Genomic DNA, 25,327 nt, shown 5'->3' on the forward strand with positions numbered 1-25,327 from the left:
ACTATCGTAAATGGACAAAGCATCATTACAACCAATGACTCTAATAGTAGTGGCAATATGAAACCCGACAACGCAACTGCCATAATGATTGACCTTAATGGAGTAAGACTGATAATCCAAGAGTCTCTACTGGTATTGTATACTAAAACAAATTCCACTGGTCATCTAGACTTATTTTGATAATATGATCGCAATTTGTAGAATTAAAAGCCTTCACCCAAGGGTCCTGACATTCGAATGTGACAATGGAGAGGTTCTGATATCTTGTTTGAATAGGCATGTAAATTGATTTCTCTAACTCCCCATCCATTTTATTGCTCTCTGATGCAAACAAAGATCAAATCAAAATAATGGATTTGGGCATTCTAAATTATGATTATTGATTAGTCTTTCGTATAATAGTAAATATATCTTTAATTACTCTACGCACACTAGCAAAGGATTAAGTAACTGATAGATTGAGTCCATCAAAGGTATAAAAAAATGAGATGCGAGAATCCAGTCATGAATCGAATCCTCGATGCTTATAAACCGATGTGGTCGATAAAACATGCCGTTTTCCCTTATGGGTTGGGACTTTGAGACTTTTATGCCTAAGGAAGGAACAGAAGAACGGGGAGTGGCCGATTCTCGACTTCACATGCTGCATAAAGATCTACTGCTAAACAAAGAATTTACAGGCCTTGTTGAATCAGCAAAGAACTTCGATGACGCTGCGGTAATGTAAACCGAAAGGGGCGTACTTAAGAGTCCTCGACAAGGAAATAACCAAACAGATCAAGATACCCAAAGAATTGACTGAGGCAGAATCATTAGTAAGAATAAGGGGAAACATGGCCTGGAGAGAAGCAAGGGCGAAATCTGATTTTAAGATGTTTGAACCCCATTTGCAGAAAATGATAGAAATAAAGAAAGAAATCGCAGCAAAATGGGGGTATGATAATCATCCTTACGATGCTCTTTTTAACGATGCGTTCGAAGAGCAGCTCACTGCGAGTGGTAATTCGGATAGGATATTTGGTGTATTGACACCTCGTATTCAAAAGCTTTTGAAAAAACTCGTGGATTCAAACAGTCCTTTTTGCAAAGATAATAATCTTGGGAGATTAAAGTATGATTTCAAAAAGGTGGATCAGCTTAATCATGATATCTTGGATCTTCTACAATACGACAAGAGACAATTTAGAATGGACTCTTACTCATCCTTTCACAGAGACCATGGGGCTCAACGACGTCAGAATAACTACTCGTTATGAAGGAATCGATTTCAAAAAGTCGATATTTCGTCCGTCAGTGAGGGAGGTAATACTATCTGTAATCTTCAATGTGATAGATGGTATCTGTTGCTCCAATTGAAGGTGGGTCTTCGCTTGAACTGCATGAATCTCAATCAAGGTTCTGGGAAAATGCTTTGGGTCAAGTTTCTCTAAAATTGATATCACCCTTAATTAGAAAGCAAGTGAATTTTGCTAGTCAAACTACAGATGATGAACTGCTTTTCAATAACCTCAAGGCGTATTCGAGTTGATGCTGATGAAGTAACCTACAATTTACATATAGCGATTCGATATGAAATAGAGAAGAAAATATTTGAGGGTAATCTTAATGTCTCTGAAATTCCTGAATTTTGGAACGATAGAATGGAACAGTTACTCGGTGTAAGACCTACAATGGATTCATTGGGGGTCCTTCAGGATACACATTGGAGCAGTGGTCTCTTTGGATATTTCCCAACTTATCTATTTAGGAAATTTGGTCTCAGCGATAATTGCTTCAAAGATGCGCAAAGACATGGAGAGCTACGAAGATGACATAGAGAAGGGCAACTTTGATCCGATCAGAAGGTGGTTACGACTAAAAATACACCAATACGGTTCCACATATGCTCCCAAAGTGCTTCTTCAAAATAGTCTGAATGAAGACTACGACCCGGATTACTTTATTGCCTATTTGGGAGCCAAATGTCTCATTCATAATCTTTCTCCTTTGGTCCAAAATGAATACAATTGTACTTCCAAAATCCTTTTGTATTGTCTGGAGTGAATGAAAAGATCCAATGAGTATTTATCTCAGCTGCTAGTCGTTTTAATCTTTATCGTTGTAACAGGTCTAATAGCTATTCAATTTGGTAACCCTAACTTTGTTGATAGAGCAATTGCTTTAGAATTATCTTTTATCACGCTATCTGTTTTGTTATGGAGGGGATACAGTAGCTTTGTGTACTATCCGATAGCCATACTTGTTATCATCGGCAATAGCCTTGCACCTCCTCATGTTAATTTAATGATGACATTTTTAAACCTCTAAATGCAATTGTTTTAATTGTTGGTGGATATCTATTGCAGATTGCTTTGATTTACACCACCTTGAGAGCCATTATTAATATAAGGTCAAACAGGATGACCACAACGACTTAAATGTAAAATATCTGTTTGCTATTCTTATTACCGTACATCGATTATGTTATTAGAATTTGTAATCACCAATGGAGTCTTCAAATATATATGAAAATATCAAATCATATTTGTTGCAATCTCCCTTATTTTCCATAATGTTTTTGTTATATATGTCCATATGCCTCTACCCCTTATCTCAATTAAAACAAAAGTTGTAAGCCGTCTGATCAAATGCGTGCTGTTCGCTACTTAAAATGGGTTAATTGCAAAATTGCTTCAGGTATCTCAATGACTGAAATCCATTGGAAGAATTGCCCCTTGTCCACTCTATCAATCAACTCTTCAATGGCTGTAATCCACCTGAACGAAGACAAAAATAAATGACCAAAGTTTTGATATGTTACCAACATCTCTAGGTATCTGGTAAAGATTGGCAAGATCAAAAACCAGGCATCAAGGATAAGCACTTGTTAAAGAAAATCCGTGTTATATATAATATCTAAAAGAATTTTTATATATTATTGTTCATTGCTGTCTATGTATATGCAAACCAAAATATTGCTTGTCTCTATTTTATTGATTTAGTATTAATGTGTTACTACTAGATGATAAAAATGTGTTCGGATCAGAACTGCAAAATAATGAAACAACAAGTCACATGCTGAACAATATGATTACTGATTCCCTGACCTTTGCAAACCGGTATATCAAGCATATTCGGGAACCTTCCTTGAAACTAAAAATTTAACATCGGATACACCAATGATTCACGAAGATCATGCTATAGAAAAGGCAGTAATGAAAAGCGTAGGTAATGTAACTAATGACATGACCTTCATAAATACTCACTTGCCAGAAGGCATTATTCAGAGTGCAGCCCATGGTACCATCACAGCAGAAGATGGGGAGAGTATCGATTGGATTTCTTCAAGATATTGGAATAATCAATGACCAGGGAGAATTATTTAATGGAATAGTCCAGTTTGAAATCACTAATAGTTCAAGTTTCTCATTTTTAAGTAATGCGACTGGTTTTGACAAACAGACTCCAGATATAAAAAGAACAATTTGGCTAATAGAGAAAATGAATTCAGAGGTCATGTGGTAATCGTACTTGCCTTAGACCTTGTAGCATGTTGAGGAAGGTGTAATAGTTTTGTTTTACTTTCAGACAAGGAATCGGAATAGTCGAAACAACTTACTTTTTGAAAAAATTGAGTTTAAGCCCTGGGTAATAAAGGTAAAATCCTTTTCAAATTTATTTAATGCCCTACCCATATTCGTGATTAAAAGACGTTGAATCAGAGATAAGAAGTAGAGAACGTATGACTTTAATTTTTTTAGATTTTCAATTTCGAAATCAAGTAGATTTATTTGAGTAGTGTTATTGCAACTTTTCAACCAACTTATTTGACAAGATATTTGATTCACTATCTTAAAATAGTAGGTTTGCCAGATTGATATGTCAAATTGATTATCAAGATTGGTTTACCTTGTTTTGTCCCCAAAATGAGACACATGTGCAATCTTTCGATCCTGATTTAACTAGTCAGTCGAGAGTATATTGGCCAGATTTCAGGCGATCACACCAGCAGCAATGTCCCTCAGCCGTTCTACTTCTTTGATATTTTGACAAGAAACCGCAAATATTGTTGGTAAATGTGATCGTTTTACAGAATAGTTGAATGACATATGAAATTATTATTCATGATGGAATTCACATTGAACAATCATTTTTGCAAGTTTGCCAAATGTGTTCAGAAATATAATAATAGCGATTTTATGAATTTTCCCAATTTAATAAGGATTACCACTCTTTTTACCTTGTTTACATAGTTGAGTTTTTCGATTGACAATAGACAAATACTAGGGACCAGACGGATGTTGTCCTTTAGAGATATAAATCAGTTTTAACAATTGTAATAATGTTTGTTGCCCTTGTTTTGGGCAGTAGTGTTGAAGTCTATTCGCTAGGCGATCACAAAGACCACGGCGTCTACACAACTCATTTGAGAATCTGTCCCGTTATAGCCTAAACGAGGCTGGTGTGTCAGCAAATAATTCATCGAAGGCATTTGCCCAACAAATTATGGTATCTTGTCATGATGTGTTTGCCAGCAAAGATCACTCTTGTCCCATGATGGCACTAGACCAAGCTCGATAATTCCACAGCAGACGGTTGAATTCAGTTTTAGCAACATTTTTGAATCTTGTTCGCCTTTTTGACGAAGCCAATTACTCTTGTCATCATGATGGTCACGCGCCTTGGAACGTGGCTATATGATTATGTAGGAAGTCCCAAAGAAGCACTCAAGTATGCAGCAGTACAGCTGTTGGGGGTTCGGTTTGTGGTGGTATCTTGCAAAGTTATTTTGAACAAGAACAATTTCTAACAATACCTTAGAAGAGGATCAAATTTCTATTGCGAATCTATGTCCCGTTGGTCAAGAAAACATCAGTTGGCTACACGAACGTGATTGTATTCATGGAGTGGGGCATGGATTGATAAAATTATATCGTTATGATACTGCAGCAGCTGTTGATCGTTGTAATGAGTTTGTTACCGTTCTGGGGCAGAGAGCGCATGCTGAAGGGGTGTATTTATGGAGAACATTGGTACCTTCTTTGAAACAGGAGAAGGTGACTTTGATTCAGATAATGCTTTTTCTCCTTGCGACACAACTGTTGAAAAATTTGCATCTCAGTGCTACTACTATTATCCGGCTTATTATATGGTGAAAAATGGTCTATCGCTGGGTTGCCAATCTTTCAGAAACATCTTCGAATTGTGATAGTGTGTGTCCTGCATAAATCTTCCAAATTCTGCTATCAAGGTGTAGGTAGGCTGTTAGAAACTGCTGCATACGCAGACGTCCTGAGATCTGGCAACAGCGGCTTGTTACATAGCAAGCCAAACCGTGTTATCGTAGCGATTGTTTGTTAGGCACGCTAAAGACAATTACTGAAGGGAGATGCACAAATGCAGCTGTTTGGCGTTCAACCTGTTGATAGTCACTCGAATTTGGACTTTAAGGCGCACGTGCTACGAAATTGTTGGATTGTGGATTAAGGCGTTTCTTAATGCTAGCGAAGAGGAAATGGAATCCGACTGTACAAAGGCACCTGATATTGACTTTGTTATCAACTTAGTCCAAACGCAAATCAGATAATTTCTACAGATGTTCCCATTTTTGAGCCAGCTTAATTACAAGAAAGAATTTGATCGATTGGTAGATGCAGATACCTACATATACTGCTCATGGCCCATTCTCAGTAGATGAGCGGTTTTTAATAATTTCTTGTCTTGCAATCATAAATCATAAAATGAAATTTCCGAAATCAAAGTGAATAAGTTTAAAAATCAATATGATTAATCATTTGAAATCATATGACCCAGATAACTCCTAAGGTATATTCAAATCGATGGAGTAATTCATTACCCTGATCCACGTGGAAAAGTTTTTTCTTACTTGTTTGTGGAGGATGCCAGGATAATTTGACTCTGATTGACCCAGTCTCTTCTTTCTCGATTGCCGATGCTTGAAGAATATATACTTGATATAGGATACGATATCAAAAATGTAAAACGTATAATTCTGACCCATGTACAGCGTTAGATCACGCACAAGCTGCTAATTCAAGTAAAAAAAACCTGGCGCCAAGATTTTTCTTCTCACTGGATCGAAGCAGGATATCTGAGCCACGACATTGTTGGATGGTGCAAGAAAAGGCCGTCGAAAAATTCGTGGCTGAGAGGATACAAAAACTGATAGGCAGTTTTTGAAAATTGAAAGGTAAACTCAAACTCTTGGTCTAAGCAATACATGACTTTCAAGATTTGATACTAAATTGAAGAGTTCAATTCAGATCTTTTAGAGCACCGCATGAATGTATCTATAGTAAGAAATATTACGATTCCAAATTCAAATTATTCTCTTATATTGTTACGCACCCATCTAGGGACACAACAAGAGAAATATTGATAGTCGAGTACCTCTATTTATAACAGATCTTAAAGAGTATACGAGATCAAGAGGAGCCTATGGATTGATCAAATTTCTAGGCATTGTATCTCCACTAGCTGCTCTCTGTTCCTGTGCTTTATTCTTCTATCTACTTTAGATGCCACATTAGAAATGTTCCATTGCCGTTTTTATCTACTTGATCCTTATAAATGGTCACCCAATTTCTAAAAAAAGAAAGCTCGCCTTTTGCTTCATCTTCGAAGATCCCTACTCCATTGCTATTAAAAGTGCCGTCTGGTTTGTAGTTGCCTATAGCTTGAAAACTAAATGACGCTGTACCATTGTCTTTTGTAGAAAACTTTGTATTTCCTTGAATGTAGGATGTGTCATTGTTTCTAAGGATTTCCGAATAATTTCCCTCTACAGCAATATCTATCGTACCGTTAAGAATTCCTTTGCCAGCAAAATCTGAATAAATACCATAATCTGTAGATTCCGGTTTTCCTCCTGATGACTGATAAATTTCTACAACAAATGGTTTTCCCAAATTCAAAGAATTAGTAAAGTTTGCGTCGTCAAAAGCTCGATATGTCAAGCGTAATTTGCAACTGCCATGGAAAACGAGATTACAAATCCAATAACGAGTATCAATAAGACATTATAGTCTTCTGCGTTGAAATTTCATATCTGACATCTTGATATTATTGGATTATTATATTTGTGTTATGTTTATAGCCATAAACTGGCAACAATAGCTAAGATTAGATACCATTAAGAATTGGTATTGTAATGAACGTATTGTTATACATCAATAGAGAATAAAAATATTTGCACATGTTTAATTAGATTCTCAAATTCCACCTTGGTTAATATGTTAAATAAATAAATGTCAACACCGATAAAATAATTGATGAAAATGGTTTAGAGTTATCCATTTTTTACTGCTTCGATAACACCAATCATTTTAGAATTAGGGTAATGAGTTTGAAGATATTTCCATCCCGATTGACTTAACAGGGTCTTGTATTCTGCTATTGTCCTTTCTCTACCGGTAGTAGCGCACATCATATGTATATCGAACAATTTCGAAAAGTGTGGCTGGCTAGGTTCTGGCACTATGTGTTCAACAATAAATATTCTGGCTTTGTCGGGTGCCAGCTTTATGAATATTTACAAGTATTTGAATGCACTCTTTATCGCTCCAATCATGTAGAATCATTTTCATCATGTAAAGATCTGCTGAAGGGACCTGATCAAACATATTGCCTTTGATATATTTACAACGATCCTGCAAACCCATTTTACTGGGCCAGGAGTTTTCTTGATTCCTTACGACTGGCTCCAATTCCAATATTGTTCCATTGAGATGATCATATTTTGAATGAAGGTGGCTTGAAAGATGTCCCTGGCCACCTCCAATTTCACAAAGGGAAGATATGTTAGTAAAGTCGTAATTGTTTAGTGCTTCTAATACCATGGTAGTATGCATCGCCGAATAACTGCTCATTGCATCGTTGAAAATTTTTGAATACTCTGAGTTCTTACTTGCATACTCAAAAAGAATCCATGCCATATTCCGAAGAAAAAGCATTCTGCTGTCCGTCCTTAATCATTCTAGGTAAATGTTTCCAAATTTGATAATGTTCTGGTCCCTCTTCTAAAAGTAAAACTCCTTGGAGGGTTTGAGGATGATCTTTTTTCAGTATTTCTCCCAATGATGTTATAGAGAATCTGCGACCATCATTTTCTTCTTTTGCATAGCCTAAAGTCGATATTGCTCTGAGAATACGATATGCCATAATCTCGTTGAGATTTAAATCCTGTGCAATTTGGTGTATATCTACGGGATTTGTTGTAAGGTAGTCGAATATGCCACTCTTGGCGCCTGTATAAAGTATTTGACTTTTCCATCTGCCAAAAATGAAACTTATAGTACCTGTCAAATTCAGACATAGGCCTAATGAATAAGGTCTTTTTATTATATGTTCACTTGAATTACGCTTTAATTTAGGTTATTGTTGTTACTTGAAAGAGTAGCGAAACTGATGATTATATGTATTTTTAAGTGAACTGTCAATTAAATGGCCCCCATAAACTGACTGATATTAAAATGCTTGATGACATTAAAACTTCAAATTCTAATACTGCATTTACATATATCGCTGACGAATTCAAAATTATTCACTTTGACATATCTTTCGGGAACACTTCCGCCAACGATATGGAGACCTGTTTTATTATCTATGTTAGCACAATCTCTGCAGTTAAGAAAACACCAAATAACTTATTCTTTGGCTCTCAAAAAGGGATTTGACAGATTGTTGAATTATGTCGTACATTAAACCGAAACATTGTTTTTTTGTTATAACTTTATGTTGTGCTATCTCTGATCTCAATAAATCCTGATGTCATATTTATCAAGCCCTTTTGTAAAATTAAAAATTTATCAGGACTTTGAACCAGAGAGACGATATGCAGCTTGGGAATGAAATTATTGTGCTCAATTACAGCATTTTTTCCTTGACTATATTCCAGATCACATGATGCCCTAATCCACCAACTTGTGGTGTTATCGACTTGCGCTCATCCTACTTAGATTATCTATGACAACTCTGGTAAAAGTTGAAATCCTTGCAAACGTCGATTCTTGAAGTTAATACATTTTATCTGTAAAATTAGACTGAATTCTTAATCCTAACATTTAATTAGTTACTGAGTATCGTTCCTTTGCCTCATGTAATATGGTGAATATATACGGTATAAGCAAGTTCCATATGAAGATCTTTACTGATGCTGTTTTTGGAGTTGCAATAACTATCTTGGCTGTTGAGCTTCAGGTTCCCCACCTAGACAGTAATTCACTTGTCAGCAGCGAGGAATTCGGGGAGATCGCAACTACCTTTATTTCTTATATAACGACATTCGTTATTATTGGAATATATTGGATTACCTATCATGCAGTCTTCAATCCCATCACACGCACAACTGATTTAATGATATGGATGAACTTGTCATTTCTAATGTTTATAGCGATAATTCCATTTTCAATCAGATTAATGAATGAGTACAACAATCAACATTCGTTCATATTTTACTCTATAATCCAGATAATGACCGGATTGATACTTTTCCTAATGTGGCAGCATGTCATAAGGAAGAATACATTAGTTAATAGTCAAAGAGAAAATTTGACACAACTGAATCCTGAAGTTATCCGACTGACATACTACCGGACAATTATCATACCCATTGCATATACGATTTCAATAGTATTTTCATTTATTAATCCCAATATTGTCTCAATATTTCCGCTAATCATTATCACCCCTGTATCGATTTTTCTGAGGTGGAAATACAAGGATCATAGTGATTTGCATGCGCACGAAGTGTGAGTGATAATACTATTGTCACTATCGTTCTGAATTAAGGTGATTAGAATAAATATACCTTGTCTTCATATTTTTTTAAATCCAATCCTGAGGCATGCGACCGAGTTAGCCTTAGTTTCATAATATCACTGACTCCATTTCATATCGGTAAGAAAGTGGGCTCCTACCATTGGAAAATGACTATAATCCTAGATATTTTATATTTGTGTGGTTGATATGTATGTTCCAAACTATGTAATAACGGAAAATTATAATTTTCAGATACTTGGTTTTATAAGACTTGTTTTCTAATATAATATATGATTTTGACTACTATGAGAATTGCAATTATGTTGAAGGAAAATGACAATTGAAAAGCACAGAAAAAAAACCTCTCTTGCTGTTGAATCAGGAAAGGGAAAATATGCTACTTCCACTGAAAATCGTAGACTTATGTGGGAACATATAATCTGGCCCCTGATCCTGCAAATTAACCGAAATTATTTTACCCCCCAGGAATATCACAAACGGAGGGATGAGGTATCTAAACAAAAGGGTATTCCAACTTCAAAAATGACTGGAGGCATGGTATCTCTCTTGGTCAAGGGTATTCTTTTACAAGACGGGAAATATTATTCGATTCATTACAAATTAATTCCTTATATGAGAAAAAGGGTTCGCTTGGATTACGAAACTGTTCTCAAGGAAATAAGATCAAAAAAATGAATCATCAATTTCTAAGAATATATCCCGTGCTAGTGATAGGCCGATATATATTATGATTCCACGCCCTCGGGATGCGAGTAGTATATTTCTTATAGACTTCGGGCTCAGCCCAATTGTTTTTAAAAATTCTTATAAAAGTGTTTACCGACCCTGCGTGGATGATAAATCTTTAATAGTTCAGATTTAATTTTAAAGATGGAAGTAAAACTATAGAATTTGCAAACAAGAAAAGACCCTTTTACATTGATTTTTGACTTTGATGTTCCTGTTATATTGATTACGTTGCTATTGATCTTGATATCGGGATCTTCTTCTTTATTGTTTCAGGGTTTTGCCATGTCACCTGCATTTGATGAATCTTTGATTTCTGATTTATATCTCGACAATCAAGGTGGTATTGATTGGATCCAAACTCCTGGTAACAAGACAGATCAACTAATGTCTGATTTCGCAGATATTTTGGCGGTAAATTATTTTAGCAATGGAGAAACTCTCAATACCACATTATGGTTGGAATCTAATGCAGAAAATGGTACCATATATGACCAACCTCTCAAGAGCATTAGATATGGTATGCTAATTGCAATTGTTACTCTACCCGAAAAAGCCGGGATTTAATGGGCCAACTATGATTATTATATTGAATCAGTCAATGGTACTTAAAGTGAATATCTTTACCAATTATCCTCGACTGGCGCCGGCGCACTTGTAGCTTCAAACATCAACTATACTAATTCCTTTGGTGGGCCTACACTTGGTCCTGGTTATGTTAGCCTACGTTTGGATCTTGATTTGATTCATTCTCCCAGTAATTATGGATTGTCATTTTATACTTCTGAATCGTCCAAATCAAATGAAGTGAGAGATTATACAAGTTGGATCGCGGCTCTCCCACCTGCAATAAATATTTTGACTGAACCAAAGAATATTGTTTTAAGACAAGGGGAGGAACAGTTAGTTTTTTCTGAATTTGAAACATCACTTTCAAACAATGTAACTAGTATAACATTTGATAATGGTTCGAACTACAGTTTTGAAGGTTTGAATGTATCGGTGAAAAGATTTCATCCTACTTTATTCAAGATACATGTTTCACCGCAATCGTCAGTAGGCGTATATGATATACCCCTTGTAGCTTCGATGTTGATACAAACTACATCATCAAAATTGCCTGTATTTAATGATACTGTTACAGGAAACACCAATCCAGAATTTCAAATTTCCAAAAAATATCCAACAATAGATTATATTACTACCAAGGCAAACTTAACAATAGAAGTATTACCTCCACTTACCTTAAGTGAAACTTTTATGGGATATTGGCATACTTGGGGTGACGCTGTAGCTCTTATCGTCGCAGGGGCAGTTGGTGCATTTGCCACTTTTGCTATGGATTTACTAAAAAAACAGAAGGGGATCATCTAATAAATGAATATATTTATTTTCCATTACTTTACTAACTAGTAATTTGTTTAGTGACAATAACATCTCTCTTCTGAAATAATTAAAGCCAACCTTTTTCAAATACCGTCGCGTCTAACTTGTGGTATTACTGGTGTATTGGTATGTTTGTAATTCTTTCATAGTAGATCTGGAATCTAGGGGTATCGATTTCTTCCTTTTGGTTTCACTAAATTTATTGCTTCTGTATTTACTTTTTTCAATTCATTTCTCAACGCGTGTTTTATTATCCATCGTGTATTGGTGTTTTGAGATCTAGACCATCTTTTCAATAATCTTATTCCAATATCATAATTATCCTTTAGTATGTCGTTAATGTTATTAGCAACTGATTTTTTCACAAATAATGATTCATCCTCTTTGAGATTCTCCAGTATGGGTAGAATGGGTCCTGGGTCTGAGACAAATTGTTCTAGTTTTTTTGCCCAAGGAAGTCTTGGTCGCAATCCTTCAGAAGATAACCTTCTTACATGTACGTTACTATCAAGGGACCACTGCAGCATCAATAATGTCATTTCCTTTGGATATTTTACTACAAAAGGGCGTACTGCATATTCGCCTGTACTGCGTTGGGTAATTTGATAGATTGCGTCGGTTGATAACTCAAAATCATTTATACCATGAGTTTCTACAAAAAAAGCGATTGGCATTATCCAATATCCTTCTTTAAACATCCCCGTTTCATGTGGATTGGGGGGCCCAAGTATACTAACCATAATTTTAACTACCTCTGCATACGGTAAAGGTAGATATTCATGCAGAGCTTCTGTTATTGCACTTATACGCCCTTTTAGTTCCAAATCATGAGTTTTCCTGTCTACAGTATCAATGAATTGTTGCCTCCGGAATGATGGATATGCTCTACAGATTTTGTCTGCGAGAAGTATTGCAAGATTCTTACCATAATAGTATTTTAGTTTAATAGAGTTATTGTTGTTATTTGTCAATCCTCAAGTCAAAATAAGTTACATATGATAAATAGTTTGACTCCTTAATTCGATCTCTGTTTTAAAATATTTTAGTTAGCTATTATTCAGATCTTGATAATTTTAGGGTCGTGATTCTAAACTACCGATAACTATGAAGACATTACCACTTCATACTTTGAATCTAGAACAACAATCTGTGAAAAGTTATGGTGGGAGGTCTGGTTTCTTTTTTCTATACTGCTTCAGGTTTATTGTACCGGTTCTAGAGACTTTTTAGCCACGTAATTTTTGGTTTGACGATTAAAAGTTGTGTGTTAGATTCTATGTTTTTTATATACATACATCGCAGCAAATATTATTTGACCAGAGGTCATATTCAATATTTTCTATTCATTTGCGATTGGTAGAGCCCATTATCATTATTCTGTTCTCATAAAAGTCTTTTCCACGATCCTTATATTTGTCAGCTCATTTGTAGAATAAACGTAGATAATGAATAATATTTCAACTGAAAATAATTCTCAATACGAACTAGCACCTGATTTGACAATCCATAGATTGGTCAATGGAATGTGGCAAGTAGCTGGCGGACATGGATATATAGATCATGTAGCAGCGATCGAGGATATGTTGAGATATCATGAATCTGGCTTTACCAGCTGGGATTTGGCAGACATATATGGACCTGCAGAGGATTTCATAGGTCATTTTAGACGGAGATTATCTGAGATAAAAGGAAGCGAAGAACTTCAAAGAGTTCAGGTTCTCACAAAATGGGTTCCTCATCCGGGTAAAATTACTGAGTCTATGGTTCGAGAAAATATTCAATGTTCGCTAAATAGAATGGGAGTAGAATCATTGGATGTTTTGCAGTTTCATTGGTGGGATTATAATAATCCTTATTATATAGATGCATTAAATTATCTATCCGACCTACGAGATGAAGGAAAGATTAAACATGTTGGTCTAACAAATTTTGATACCGAACGCCTACAAGTGATGGATGATGCGGGTCTACAAATCTTGTCTAATCAAATTCAATATTCTATTATAGATCGTAGGCCCGAGGCAAAAATGGTCCCATTTTGTGAGGATCATGATATTAAAATTCTTGCATATGGAACCCTTTGTGGGGGACTTTTAACAGAGAGATTTCTTGGAAGAGAACACGAGCCATCTATTTATGAGTTAGATACGCTTAGCTTGCGAAAATATAAAAAAATGATTGATAAGTGGGGCGATTGGACTTTGTTCCAGGAAATGTTGTCTACACTACATGAGATTGCGCAAAAACATCATGTAAGTATGGCCAATATAGCTACTAAATACGTCCTAGATAAGTCTGTTGTGGCTGGAGTCCTAATTGGTACAAGACTTGGTCTGTCTGATCATAGGAACAGTAATTCACAGGTATTTAAGTTCTCTTTGGAAAGAGAGGATATTGACACCATTGATATCGTATGTGAAAAGGGAAATGATTTGATGGAGGTTGTGGGAGATTGTGGCGATGAGTATAGATAGGATATTCATAATCCAAATTAAAGATAATAACCTCTAAAACATTCGGAGACCAATAATTTTAGTTTGTCATCTTTAGAGTATGACAATACTTAAATACTCTAGATACGATAATGTAGTTATGTGTATCAAGTGTGAATTATTGGCAATTCAACGCAAAAAACTGCAATCTCATAAATCGAAGGCGATGGATCTTAAGAGTTCTGGTCAACTAGTTAAACAGTAAATTTAGTAAAATAAACAGAAGTTAATAATATATCGAAGTATGCGATCTATTCGGCGATGTTCGGTAATATGGCTATGACCATATCCAAGCTCATAAAAGCCTCGTCTACTGGAAGGACATTCATGCAAGTTGAGACTCGCTTAAAGATTTTTTATACAATTTACTAAAAAAAATTCACAACCTATTTAGCATGTATATTTTGAAAGGGTTGGTATTTATTGAGATAAACCCAGTCGCTCAAATTAATTAAATGATGCAATTTTGATCGGGTGGAATTAAACATAATACTTTGAAGATGTATTAATCAGTTATTGCAAAATCCTACAACAAAAAGCGAGCTCCAATTATCAGTACTTGATTTGGTAATGGTAAATACTAATGGCTCCCCGGCTCAATCTATGCGAAATAGTTTGGATCTGGCACAGCATGTTGAAAAATGGGGATATGGGCGGTATTGGTTAACTGAACATCATAATATTATGAGTGTTGCAAGTACCGCAACCTCAATCCTCATCGGTTTTATTGCAGGCGGTACTACCAAAATTAGGGTAGGTTCTGGAGGGATTATGCTTCCAAATCACAGCCCATTGATTATAGCAGAGCAATTTGGAACCCTCGAAAGTCTGTACCCGGGTAGAATTGATCTGGGTCTAGGTCGTGCTCCAGGCACCGATCGATCTACAGCTTTGGCATTGAGACGCGGCAAATTAGAAGAAACTGAAGATGACTTTCCAAATAGCGTAAAGGAATTAATACGTTATTTTGGTTCAGAGGAGGTCAATAAAACGGTTCGAGCTAATCCGGGAGAGGGATTGGATATACCAATCTGGTTATTAGGTTCTAGCATGTTTAGTGCTCAGCTGGCAGGTGATTGGGGATTGCCTTTTGCATTTGCGAGTCATTTTGCTCCTGCTTATTTGGAGTCAGCTGTCAATATTTATCGCGAGAGATTTCAACCTTCGGCTAACCTGAAACAGCCATATGTCATGGCTGCTGTAAATGTATGTGCTGCTTATACAGATAAGGAGGCTAATCGTTTATTTACCTCTGTACAACAAATGGCATTGGGAATGATTAGAAGAAATCATTCTTTGTTACAGCCACCTGTAGACGATATGGACAAAATTTGGAACCCTCTTGAAAAGTATACCGTGAATGAAAGGCTCAAATATTCTTTCGTTGGAGAACCTAATACACTCAAGAGAGGTTTGGTATCTTTTTTGAACGGTATTCATGTTAATGAGTTAATGGTCGTTTCACATATATATGAACATGAGGCACGGTTATGCTCTTTTGAAATACTATCTACATTGTGATACCATAGGATAAAACTGCCTTAAGCGTACCAGTTATCACTGTTTTATAACACCATCCCTTGATGCTCACTTGAGTTATACTAATTAAGATTGTTTGATTTACAGAATTGAATGTCATTTCTCCTGTCATCTAAATATATTACTTTCTTGCAGACATCAATGACAAATTGCAACCCGAGATCAATGTTTTCAAAAATGCAGAGTTCAAACATAAGTGAAAATTAGAATATTAATTCCTCTCAATGCTATCTCGTGTGGTAGAGTACATAGGCAGAACTACAAACAGCTATTCAAAGACATTTTAATTCGTTTAAGTGCAAGACTCAAAAATTGTGAATTACTGCCTTGAAAACCTTCTGCGGATAACAACGGATGGAACGGCAAATGGAGGAACATACTTGATTGAAATCAGTATTTGATGATGCTTTCCAAAAATTTTGTTAGATTTCAGAGGATATAGTGCAGAGAAAAAAGAATTACTAATAATTGGTAGTATAGTTCTAGTATTTGGATCGTATATTGGAAAATCAAGACAAGATTCAAGTTTTGAGACACCTTTTTGTCGGGTTTATGAAATTGAGAGAGACAAGATGCTACAGCTTAGACAGTTTACAGATACTGTGGGGTAATCAACGATGCTATTCGAATATGATATAACACCTAAGAGGATCCAATAAGTATTTTTACTCAAAATTTGTTTCTAGTACACTACTTTCCGTTTTGTAAGATAGAATTTTTTTGTTGATTAACTTGAACATCTGTAAATTGTGAATCTCGATATCAAATTGAAACGATGACTACAAATAGTAATAATTCTACAGAAGCCTATTTACTTGTAAAACACAGAAAAATCAAAGTCATAAATTCATGTCTATCTATGGATGGGATTTTACAGGTATGTAATGTGAAATCACTTTGCTTGAAAACTTTAGCTATATTTAGAGCACTTGCGAGAGGAATACCTATAAAAACCGAAAAAGGTTTACTTCTCAATAATCATAATCGTAATAATCGAATATTGAAAAGGATCTATATGTCTTTTGTGTGATAACGTTAAAACATTCTGTTAATATAGTAGTTCCACGTATAGTATCTATTCAAACACATATGAATGTGAAATTACAAAATTTTATAGAATTTCTTCACCAGAACAAGATGATTACCATACACGATTTATTGAGAGACGACGAAATCGGTCTTGTAAATCGATTAAAACTACAAAAGTATGTGTACTTGGCACAAACTTCGTTGAAAAACAACTTTGGATACGAATATAACATATATAATAATGGTCCCTATTCGCCAGAACTAGCTAACTATTATTATGAAAAGATGGACCTTCAGGCAACATCTCTTGACTTAAATAAGACCGAGTGGACCTTTGATAATGATTTTTCCCAAAGGTTTTTGGAGTTATTCAAAGACAAGGATGTCAATTGGTTGGAGGTCGCGACTACTCTGATAGATAGTACAAATTACTGCGAAAACGAGCAGGAATCACTCGATAAAGTCTACGCTATTAAATCGAAATATAGCAGTAGCTTCATAGATAGTACTTTAGATGAATTAAAAGAAAAAAGCCTGGTTCATTACGAATCTGGATCTGGTATAAAATTAAACGGCCTATTCTCTGTCTTCTAATAATATATAATAAGTGTTACTCTGATAATGGTAGTAGTTGTGACTCGTTTATTATATATTTGTTAATCATATATTTTCTAATTTCCGTTTATGATTGATTGGCCTTGATTATTAAGAGTAGTCTCAATGTTATTATCTTATTAATTGATTGTCTTAATTCGTTGGAAGATAGGATTTACCATTTTCTATAATTTAGTTAATATTCCTTCCTATTGACTGTGCTGTTGAATAGGCACAACTTTCCAACCACAAATATCTAAATTGTTTTTATTTTATCTTCAAATGAGATAATTACGTCTTTTTGACTTTACTTCATATGAGGTCGATTTGTCTATTAAGAGAAATGACAGCTAGGAGTAATGGATTTTTTTGAAAATGATGCTCTCAATTTTAAGTTTAGACTTAATATGGCTAAATTAATTATTTGATGAGACATTGCTTCAACTTTAGTTACATGATTAATGTTTTGACCACATCTATGAAACAAATGTGCAAAGATGGTTTATCTATATATAGTTTGTTTCACAAATGTATTTGCTCATTATCCAGTCCGCGAGTATAGAAATGGAGTAAAAATATCCTTCTCGATAACTCTTCAGTTACTCCATTTCTAATCGTTAAACTATTCAATTATTATCAAATCGATAAATTATCGGAACTATGTGATTTTTAAATAGTATGTTATAAATTTGCACGTATTAGGAGAATGTCAAAAGAAAAAATTAACAAACCTGACAAGGTTGTTCCAGATTACCAAATAGAGAGACAAAAAAATATTGATGAAGGTGGGCCGCAGGAATATGGCGACAGAAACCAGAGGAAGACTAAGGGCGATAACATTTTGATCGATTGGAGCAATAAGAAAATTCTATAGTATTTAATCCGAGAAGATTTCAATTTGAAGTTAATAAATTAATCCATTTGATTCTTTGATTTATTCATTTTCTACAACTCGATATTTATCGATTGATTGGTTAAGACATGGAGAATTAACTCTGACCGTCTCTGGCATGAATGATAATCATATTTCAAATCTTTGGAGATTTGCCTTTACTGGTGGAGGAATGCATAAAACGAAATTTCCTATTTGGACAGAAAGATCAATACAAGCCATTAAATTCAATCTCTGGCTTTCTATAATTAGTCCTGTAATTCTTTCTAATATTTTATTATTTCTTTGCCAAATTTTCATTTGTATTTGCTATGGTCGATGCAGTGCCCAAATTGCTTTATAATAACCTCCTGGGTTTACATTAATACAGTCTTGAAGTTGAGTTTTATTTTAAAAATCTTTACAGTATTTATCAAGTACTTCTAAATCTTTACTTTGAGATACCCCACCCACTTTAACGATACCTAGTCATTTATGAAATTTAAATAGCTTTCGGAAATTAACATACGATTCTCAGATCTGATGTTAATAAATTTTAATGTATATATCTTTGATTAAAAAGTCTTGAATACGTACGACAATAAGCATCGAAAGAAAGAATTTGTTAAGCAGAAAGAATACGAGTGCAATCGGTGTGGAATGACGTTCGGCAATAGTCTGGGTGACATGGAGCTACACAAATTACTAATCCATCTTCAAAACGGCGATCCTAATATAAATTAGGCGTATCTGCTAAGAATGTTCTTGTAAATATAAAAAGATTTTTCCTTTGATTATGTTGGCATAAACCAACTATTTGGGAACACAATGGAGTAAACGTGGGTAAATACTATTTATATGAAAAGTACACTTTGTAGTTGACGGAATTATACCTGCTCAGTAATTCTATCTTCTCTAACAGAATTAGAGAATACGTTACTAAAAAAGCAATCCATGAGATCAATACTGTGGCAGAATTATCTCATGGGTATAATGAGTCAATTTGCGCCTTTAAGCAGGAGAACAAGAAAAACAATCAAAACTGCTTCGCTAAGGCATCTCAATCTTAGCTCAGATTGAGAATAATAAGTAAGCATAGTGATGCTTTGGCTGTAAAATTAATGGATCAACTAACACTGGTGGGTTGATCTATTTTTGTTGTGAAACTTGTATCTGGAAATTCGGAAAACTCTGACGTGCAGTTTGTAATCACTATTTGTATCCTGTTGAAATTTAAATCAATGGTATTCGCCAGAAAATATGAACCTCCAATTTATCTTTAATTACATTAAAGGATGTTGTCTTTTTTATAGAGAAATATGTGATTTGATATAAAGCATTTTGTTTTCAAGGCATCAAGATCAAGATTTTTATGCAATATCTCAAAGGATGCTGAGTATTATTCAAAAAATTAGCCTTTGATGGTGAAAACTTTCAAAATGATAATTTTCTATGTATTATTAGCATAAAAATTTAGCAGAAAAATATACTCGTACTAAACCAAGTATTATATACCAGTAAATAAAATATAACACTGCATGAACAAGTTGAATCTTTTCGTAGTTTTGACCATCGTTGCAGCAGCATCAATGTTTGGTGCAATGGTTACCCCAGCTCTAGCACAAGATAACATGACCATGGAAATGGACAATGCTACTATGCCAATGGGCGACATGGGTAACATGACAATGACAATGGACAATTCTACCGGCATGACTGGTAATACAACCCAATAAGTGAAATAGAAATATTTTATTTTATTTTATTTTTTTTGATTCAAAGTTTGTGATCATTTCAGTCCGTATAGATATAAGTATCATCTTGACATATAATTGACTACTTTGTAAGAAGGCGAGGATCTAAAGGATTTATTAATACTATTAACAAAGATGAAATACATCATTGAGATCGCAGAGTTAAATGACATTTTTTTAAATTTAAATTGGTAAATTAAAGAGTCTTATTCTATCTCTAAGAGAACAGTTTACTCGATACCAATAAAAATATTTATTGTTCAGTTTGTTGAAAAAATATTTCGTAAGATGGATCCATGTTAGTGTTTATGTCTTTGATGAAATAATGTTGGTATTAGTCTACATAGAGTTATTGGAAAAAAATGCAAATTATAGGGAATTGGTTCAACCCCAAATATTTCTCTCATTAGAATAATTTTTAAGAACGGTTTTTGATTATATTTAATTGAGTATTGTCTTTTACAATTCACTTCAAATCCATTTGTTATGGTCTCTGTATGGTCTCTATCCTTTAACTCAAGTTGAATAACCTTAAGTTAGGGCAGTATAATTTGATTGTCATAGAACTAACTTTCATTTGGATTCAACAAACATGTTATTGGACAAAAAGATAATAAGCTAGTTAAGAACTTCGGGGAAGGGTAAGACAATAGATTAGACAAATAGAACCCTATCTACTTAAGATGATACAATAATCTCTCTCTCTATTAAAAATTCTTAAACCCTTTTTGATAAGGGTTCTAATAATTTCATTTCAGTTCTAGACTGTTACTAAGTAAGATTGATGACCAGGATAAGGTCGTCACTAAAAATGTATTTTCAAGAAAGTTCTGATGAAAATGGTAGGTAATTCCTATTACGGAAATAACTTAAGTTAATTGCCCGCATAATATTATGCTAATATGAGAATCTGCAGGCATTACCGATAGCCAAAAAAGATCTTGAGATGGCATAACAGATCTCAATATTAAGACCAAATACTTACAAGAATTGTAAATTGTATGATCAAATCAGATCTTCGGTCTTTGGTTATATTTTGAATTTTGACAATTTATTTTGGACTAATCCATTTCCCACAAAAAGAATGGGAGTATAGTATCCTAACGTGTAAACTCCACTGTCATACTTTGGAAAACAGTTATTGAATGAGAACAATCTCTTGTATTAGTCTGGCTCCTACCTATCGAAAGCCGTTATAAGATAAAAACAATTATTTGTGTTTTCTCTGTATTTTTTTTCAATAAATTGAAGACATCTAATGTCAACTTGAAGAGATACCAAATTGACAAAGTGATTATATAGTAGATTATTGTCAATAAATGGATGATAACCAAAAATATTACAGGCTTATTTTTAGCCATGGGCTTAGTACTAGGAAGTGCATTTGCATTGTCTTCAATAAACGACCTTTCCATGGTGTTTGCAAATCATGAGTTTGCAGCCAATCTGACGGGCCAAGAAGAAGTTCCTCCGGTTGACACTCAAGCAACAGCAGAGGTTATTTTTGTGCCAATCGCACCTGCTAACGAAACTATTGATTATTTCTTGAACGCTACTAATCTTTTGGGCGTAACACAAGGACACATACACAGTGGTGAAAAAGGAGTAAACGGTCCAGTTGTAGTTACCTTATTTAATTATAATAATACTCAGGATGGAGTTTCAGAAAATGGTACAATTAGTTCAAGCAATTTGGAAGGACCATTGCAAGGTAAAGCAGTTGCTGATTTGATATCTGCAATGAAAAATAGTACTACTTATGTAAACTTCCATACCGAACAAAATCCAGAGGGCGAAATCAGAGGCCAATTAAATAGTACTGAATAACGGAAATATATTCCAATATTTTTTTTCGATGATGCTATTTTATACTTGTAAGCGTAAAAAAATCAATTAGTCTGTCTTAAATATCTGCAGACTTGCACCCTGTTTAAACTGTTCTCATACCTGCTATTAACATAGCACAGTTTGGTTGGGTTAATAAAATCTTTGCCCAAGATAATAACAATAGAATTGATAGGATATTTAATACTGGAAACTTATTGTCTGGAATTGAAAGTATTCACGAAGATATGGATAGCATATTTGAAGTATTTTGCAATAATGAAAACCAAGGCCCTCGATAACATGTAAGAGGATATCAAATAGAAGAAAGAAGAAAAGTTAGAGAATTTGGCCCAATAGCGTATGGCTATTCTATGACTATTGTCCCAGATGGAAAACATCACGTAATAGAATTTGGAAATGTCAAATTGTTGGGAAATTGATTCGAAGAAAAACAATGTCTATTCAAAAACAAGTAGACAAGATATCACCTTTGTCTCTTATATGGAACCTTTAGTAGCCGCAATTTCCATATAACAAAAAGTAAAAGTCGTAGTTGAAATGCTGGAATTTAGAAAGATGATATTAAGGTAAATGCAGCAAATGTTCAAGTTGAGATAGATGCTTCTTATGACTCTAGAAAATATCGCAAGAGTATAGAACTTCTAAAAGTAGATGATATTGAATCTGCAAAGTCTATTTACAACAATGGCGTATTGGAAATCACTTAACAAGAAAAAGGAATATGCCTTGCCAAGAGATAAGGAAATAAAGATGGATTGAGGTTTTATTTATTCTGATTTCTGATTATCCTTTTTTGGATTTGACTAATATTTAATTTGGAACGTATAAATAATTAGATATCATGCCTGCTTCTAGAGTATTCACTCTTCTCGGATTTATCAAATCCTCTGATAAAATACTCTAGTTATAGAATCGTAAGTATTCTTTAATATTTCTATATATCTTTTGTTATCATATTTAGTGTAATTTTTCCTAATTAATTCTATTGGAATAGCCCTGTCTAAAAAATTCTTGTTATAAAAATCAGTAATAATATACTTTATTTGTTCTCCTGCATGTAAGTGCTTTCCTCTATCTGCCAATCTTTTTAATACGCAATTTTCTAATGTTTTTCTATTTGCATATTCATTACTGTTTTTCGAAATTCTCTTTGTAAATATTAAATCGGTATGGTTAACTTCTCTTGAGAGTAACAGGTTTCTATATTTATCATAGATTTCTTCTAATTGTGGTAATATAACGATTATTTCATTAATATTTCTACAATTGGACATGACATTTACTAACTCTTGTTGAAAGTTTATAAAAAGCGGAGGAGTATCATGTCTTCTTATCTCAATTCCTCGCATTTTAATGGTTCCATCATGAAATACTCCAAAATATCTGTTTAGGGCAGGTAATGTGGGGTTAGGTTTAGAATAATCGAATACAATCCACTTGTATACTCCCTCAAATGAAATTGAAAAGTTTGTTAGTTTTTCTATATCTAATTTTAGTTTGTTTAGCCTTATCTTTGAATTCGTTACTTTCTTCATGTCCTTTGAGCCAGAAGTTCTAGGTTTAGTTGTTGCTCTTTCTTTAATCCAAATTGAGTCTACAATGCCGTGAATTATTTCAAATCCATGTCTTTCTGCAATTTTCGATGTAGTCAATAATAAATCTCTGGCAAATGCACACACCGCTATATGTGCATCTATTCGTCCAAACTTTGAATTACTAAACCCTAAATATCCAAAAGAAGTAACCAGAATCCACTTCAACGCTGTTTGCCTGCTGTCATATCGATCTCTTACTTTCATTTGATTGTTTGATTGATTATTGTTTGTGTTATTGTAGTTCTTTTTTCTATATTTGTATTCTAACCGTCTGTCTAACACGGTTTTTAATGACTGTGGAACTATTCCTGCTCTTTTTTTACATATATAATAAAGATGTTTTAATTCTGGAACCTGATTTTCTGATTCTGATTTACAACAGTCGCAATTGATAGTGTCAGAAGATACATTCTTTTTTAACATGATATTTGGATATAACGAAACAAAATCAAATTCTGCCACATTATCATATGCTCCTGGCTTTGATTTAAAAATAGATCCGCCTTTGTCAGCTTTCAATAAATCAGAGAACGATTTGAAAACTTCTGATGTCGTGGGCTTCCATGGAATTAAAACATCACTTTTTTGAGCATTGTAAAAATATAGACTACTAAGACATTTACCTATTGTAGATCTTGATGCTATTTGCATAGGTATTCTACATACTCTGCATAACTCTGCCAATCCGTCTAGGCCATTATCTTTGTATATGAATGAGTTATTGATATCAATATGAATTCTGCCATATAAGAAGAAGGGCTTAGGTTTAAAGTACACTTTGCCATATGCGATATAGGATATTGAAGAATTGGAATTATTCATAGTAACAGAATGTAGAAATAACTTATTCTTTTTTAAAATATATTCAATATTAGTTTCTCTATTTAGATTTACTAGTAATTGATTTTCGACTTTGTTTGCTTTTGCTCTAAATAGTAAATGTGGAAATAGAAATTGATCTCCTCCTGTGGTCAGAATTATATCAGGATCAATCTTGTTAATCTCGTATGCAAATTCTAATAATGTTTCCAACTCGTTTTCTTCACGTATAGAAAATTTTTCCTCAACTATGGTAGTGTTATTAAAAACTAGAATTTTTATCTTTAGAATCTCATCTCTAAAATCACTCGCTATTGATTTTTTTTCTGAAATCAGTTCAAATGATAAAAACTTAAGATCTGGTATAACGTATTCAAATGAATCAATGTCGTCATTTTTGTCATTAATTATTCGATATCTTTCAGATCCCTCAAAATTCGCTAGGTTTCTTTCTATATTATATAGTCCGAGTGGATATAGTTCCTTTTCGTATAGAAATGCCTGTTCAGGTGATATATCCACATTATATAATCGATAGTGTCCAAATTGAGTAGAAAGTTTTTCAATCCTTCTTGCCAAATTCAATATACTTAGTGAATCTGCCAGAGTCAGCTTTAACACCTCATTCTTATATTTACCATTTTTGGTAATAGAGGAAGGATATTCAAATTTGACTTCAAATTCATAACCTTTGATCAATGAAAGAATTCTATTGTCCTCTAATAGCGCTAACAGATCTTTTTTTAAATCCGAGGCAACATATATCGAAGGCGACCAAGGATATTCTAATCTTTTTACATCTCCTTCTTTTTGTTTAATCCATAATATCATTCGATCTTTTATGTGATAGATATCAAATAGCCATCCATTTGTAATAGACTTCATTATATTCAC

The 25,327-nt window shown here is 34.1% G+C and carries 27 protein-coding genes and 1 pseudogene; 21 read left to right on the forward strand and 7 right to left on the reverse strand.

Features of this window, described 5'->3' with window-relative positions:
* The 10 genes and pseudogenes from ACMT7R_RS10120 to ACMT7R_RS10165 form a co-directional block, all read left to right on the forward strand.
* A partial coding sequence (locus ACMT7R_RS10120; protein ID WP_415311687.1) for a hypothetical protein occupies positions 1-180 on the forward strand: 180 nt, incomplete at its 5' end.
* Between the two features lie 370 nt (positions 181-550).
* On the forward strand, positions 551-727 hold the full coding sequence (locus tag ACMT7R_RS10125) for a hypothetical protein (RefSeq protein WP_415311688.1): 177 nt from the start codon (positions 551-553) through the stop codon (positions 725-727).
* 67 nt (positions 728-794) lie between these two features.
* A pseudogene (locus tag ACMT7R_RS10130) lies at positions 795-1,356 on the forward strand (hypothetical protein).
* Positions 1,334-1,528, forward strand: a complete 195-nt coding sequence (locus ACMT7R_RS10135; RefSeq protein WP_415311690.1) for a hypothetical protein — start codon at positions 1,334-1,336, stop codon at positions 1,526-1,528. Before ACMT7R_RS10130 ends, ACMT7R_RS10135 begins: the two are co-directional and overlap by 23 nt.
* Complete coding sequence (locus tag ACMT7R_RS10140) at positions 1,485-1,811, forward strand: hypothetical protein (protein WP_415311691.1); 327 nt, start codon at positions 1,485-1,487, stop codon at positions 1,809-1,811. The genes ACMT7R_RS10135 and ACMT7R_RS10140 overlap by 44 nt, the downstream gene beginning before the upstream one ends.
* Positions 1,792-2,043 carry a hypothetical protein gene (locus tag ACMT7R_RS10145; RefSeq protein WP_415311692.1) on the forward strand — a complete coding sequence of 84 codons (252 nt, stop codon included), beginning with the start codon at positions 1,792-1,794 and terminating at the stop codon, positions 2,041-2,043. The genes ACMT7R_RS10140 and ACMT7R_RS10145 overlap by 20 nt, the downstream gene beginning before the upstream one ends.
* Entirely contained in the window at positions 2,044-2,307 is a 264-nt protein-coding gene (locus ACMT7R_RS10150; RefSeq protein WP_415311693.1) for a hypothetical protein, read from the forward strand.
* A gap of 851 nt (positions 2,308-3,158) precedes the next feature.
* Positions 3,159-3,347 carry a hypothetical protein gene (locus ACMT7R_RS10155; RefSeq protein WP_415311694.1) on the forward strand — a complete coding sequence of 63 codons (189 nt, stop codon included), beginning with the start codon at positions 3,159-3,161 and terminating at the stop codon, positions 3,345-3,347.
* 1,271 nt (positions 3,348-4,618) lie between these two features.
* On the forward strand, positions 4,619-4,789 hold the full coding sequence (locus ACMT7R_RS10160; protein ID WP_415311696.1) for a hypothetical protein: 171 nt from the start codon (positions 4,619-4,621) through the stop codon (positions 4,787-4,789).
* A 365-nt stretch (positions 4,790-5,154) separates the two neighbouring features.
* Positions 5,155-5,340 (forward strand): hypothetical protein, encoded by a 186-nt coding sequence (locus ACMT7R_RS10165; RefSeq protein WP_415311697.1) that lies wholly within the window; start codon positions 5,155-5,157, stop codon positions 5,338-5,340.
* 1,169 nt (positions 5,341-6,509) lie between these two features.
* Here ACMT7R_RS10165 and ACMT7R_RS10170 read toward each other — a convergent pair.
* The 4 genes from ACMT7R_RS10170 to ACMT7R_RS10185 form a co-directional block, all read right to left on the reverse strand.
* Positions 6,510-6,956, reverse strand: coding sequence for a hypothetical protein (locus tag ACMT7R_RS10170; RefSeq protein WP_415311698.1), 447 nt, complete (start codon positions 6,954-6,956; stop codon positions 6,510-6,512).
* A gap of 332 nt (positions 6,957-7,288) precedes the next feature.
* Positions 7,289-7,477: a methyltransferase gene (locus ACMT7R_RS10175; protein ID WP_415311699.1), complete on the reverse strand. Its 189-nt coding sequence runs from the start codon at positions 7,475-7,477 to the stop codon at positions 7,289-7,291.
* Positions 7,478-7,484: 7 nt separating this feature from the next.
* On the reverse strand, positions 7,485-7,952 hold the full coding sequence (locus ACMT7R_RS10180; RefSeq protein WP_415311700.1) for a methyltransferase: 468 nt from the start codon (positions 7,950-7,952) through the stop codon (positions 7,485-7,487).
* Positions 7,915-8,304, reverse strand: a complete 390-nt coding sequence (locus ACMT7R_RS10185) for a methyltransferase dimerization domain-containing protein (RefSeq protein ID WP_415311701.1) — start codon at positions 8,302-8,304, stop codon at positions 7,915-7,917. Before ACMT7R_RS10185 ends, ACMT7R_RS10180 begins: the two co-directional genes overlap by 38 nt.
* An 831-nt stretch (positions 8,305-9,135) precedes the next feature.
* Between ACMT7R_RS10185 and ACMT7R_RS10190 the strand changes: the two genes are divergently transcribed.
* From ACMT7R_RS10190 to ACMT7R_RS10205, 4 genes are all read left to right on the forward strand, one after another.
* Positions 9,136-9,753 (forward strand): TMEM175 family protein, encoded by a 618-nt coding sequence (locus ACMT7R_RS10190; protein WP_415311702.1) that lies wholly within the window; start codon positions 9,136-9,138, stop codon positions 9,751-9,753.
* 339 nt (positions 9,754-10,092) lie between these two features.
* Positions 10,093-10,455, forward strand: coding sequence for a hypothetical protein (locus ACMT7R_RS10195; RefSeq protein WP_415311703.1), 363 nt, complete (start codon positions 10,093-10,095; stop codon positions 10,453-10,455).
* Positions 10,456-10,671: 216 nt separating this feature from the next.
* Positions 10,672-11,073, forward strand: coding sequence for a hypothetical protein (locus tag ACMT7R_RS10200; RefSeq protein WP_415311704.1), 402 nt, complete (start codon positions 10,672-10,674; stop codon positions 11,071-11,073).
* 162 nt (positions 11,074-11,235) lie between these two features.
* Positions 11,236-11,880, forward strand: a complete 645-nt coding sequence (locus ACMT7R_RS10205; RefSeq protein ID WP_415311705.1) for a hypothetical protein — start codon at positions 11,236-11,238, stop codon at positions 11,878-11,880.
* 173 nt (positions 11,881-12,053) lie between these two features.
* On the opposite strand, the gene ACMT7R_RS10210 is transcribed toward ACMT7R_RS10205, so the two are convergent.
* Complete coding sequence (locus ACMT7R_RS10210) at positions 12,054-12,863, reverse strand: DNA alkylation repair protein (RefSeq protein WP_415311706.1); 810 nt, start codon at positions 12,861-12,863, stop codon at positions 12,054-12,056.
* A 474-nt stretch (positions 12,864-13,337) separates the two neighbouring features.
* Here ACMT7R_RS10210 and ACMT7R_RS10215 point away from each other — a divergent pair, with 474 nt between their 5' ends.
* The 5 genes from ACMT7R_RS10215 to ACMT7R_RS10235 all read left to right on the forward strand — a co-directional run bounded on the left by ACMT7R_RS10215 (position 13,338) and on the right by ACMT7R_RS10235 (position 18,420).
* Entirely contained in the window at positions 13,338-14,366 is a 1,029-nt protein-coding gene (locus ACMT7R_RS10215; RefSeq protein ID WP_415311707.1) for an aldo/keto reductase, read from the forward strand.
* Between the two features lie 534 nt (positions 14,367-14,900).
* Positions 14,901-15,905, forward strand: a complete 1,005-nt coding sequence (locus ACMT7R_RS10220) for an LLM class flavin-dependent oxidoreductase (protein ID WP_415311709.1) — start codon at positions 14,901-14,903, stop codon at positions 15,903-15,905.
* Between the two features lie 437 nt (positions 15,906-16,342).
* Positions 16,343-16,534 (forward strand): hypothetical protein, encoded by a 192-nt coding sequence (locus tag ACMT7R_RS10225; protein WP_415311710.1) that lies wholly within the window; start codon positions 16,343-16,345, stop codon positions 16,532-16,534.
* A gap of 526 nt (positions 16,535-17,060) precedes the next feature.
* Positions 17,061-17,546 carry a hypothetical protein gene (locus ACMT7R_RS10230; protein ID WP_415311712.1) on the forward strand — a complete coding sequence of 162 codons (486 nt, stop codon included), beginning with the start codon at positions 17,061-17,063 and terminating at the stop codon, positions 17,544-17,546.
* Positions 17,547-18,252: 706 nt separating this feature from the next.
* Positions 18,253-18,420 carry a hypothetical protein gene (locus ACMT7R_RS10235; protein ID WP_415311714.1) on the forward strand — a complete coding sequence of 56 codons (168 nt, stop codon included), beginning with the start codon at positions 18,253-18,255 and terminating at the stop codon, positions 18,418-18,420.
* A gap of 147 nt (positions 18,421-18,567) precedes the next feature.
* On the opposite strand, the gene ACMT7R_RS10240 is transcribed toward ACMT7R_RS10235, so the two are convergent.
* A complete protein-coding gene (locus ACMT7R_RS10240; protein WP_415311716.1) occupies positions 18,568-18,738 on the reverse strand; it encodes a hypothetical protein in 171 nt (56 codons plus the stop codon).
* A gap of 1,217 nt (positions 18,739-19,955) precedes the next feature.
* On the opposite strand from ACMT7R_RS10240, the gene ACMT7R_RS10245 reads away from it, so the two are divergent.
* Positions 19,956-20,153 (forward strand): hypothetical protein, encoded by a 198-nt coding sequence (locus ACMT7R_RS10245; protein ID WP_415311718.1) that lies wholly within the window; start codon positions 19,956-19,958, stop codon positions 20,151-20,153.
* 1,341 nt (positions 20,154-21,494) lie between these two features.
* Entirely contained in the window at positions 21,495-21,998 is a 504-nt protein-coding gene (locus ACMT7R_RS10250) for a CHRD domain-containing protein (protein WP_415311719.1), read from the forward strand.
* 899 nt (positions 21,999-22,897) lie between these two features.
* On the opposite strand, the gene ACMT7R_RS10255 is transcribed toward ACMT7R_RS10250, so the two are convergent.
* Positions 22,898-25,318 (reverse strand): DNA polymerase domain-containing protein, encoded by a 2,421-nt coding sequence (locus ACMT7R_RS10255; protein ID WP_415311721.1) that lies wholly within the window; start codon positions 25,316-25,318, stop codon positions 22,898-22,900.
* Positions 25,319-25,327: the final 9 nt, after the last annotated feature.

Source organism: Candidatus Nitrosocosmicus sp. FF01, assembly GCF_047711275.1.
GTDB lineage: Archaea > Thermoproteota > Nitrososphaeria > Nitrososphaerales > Nitrososphaeraceae > Nitrosocosmicus.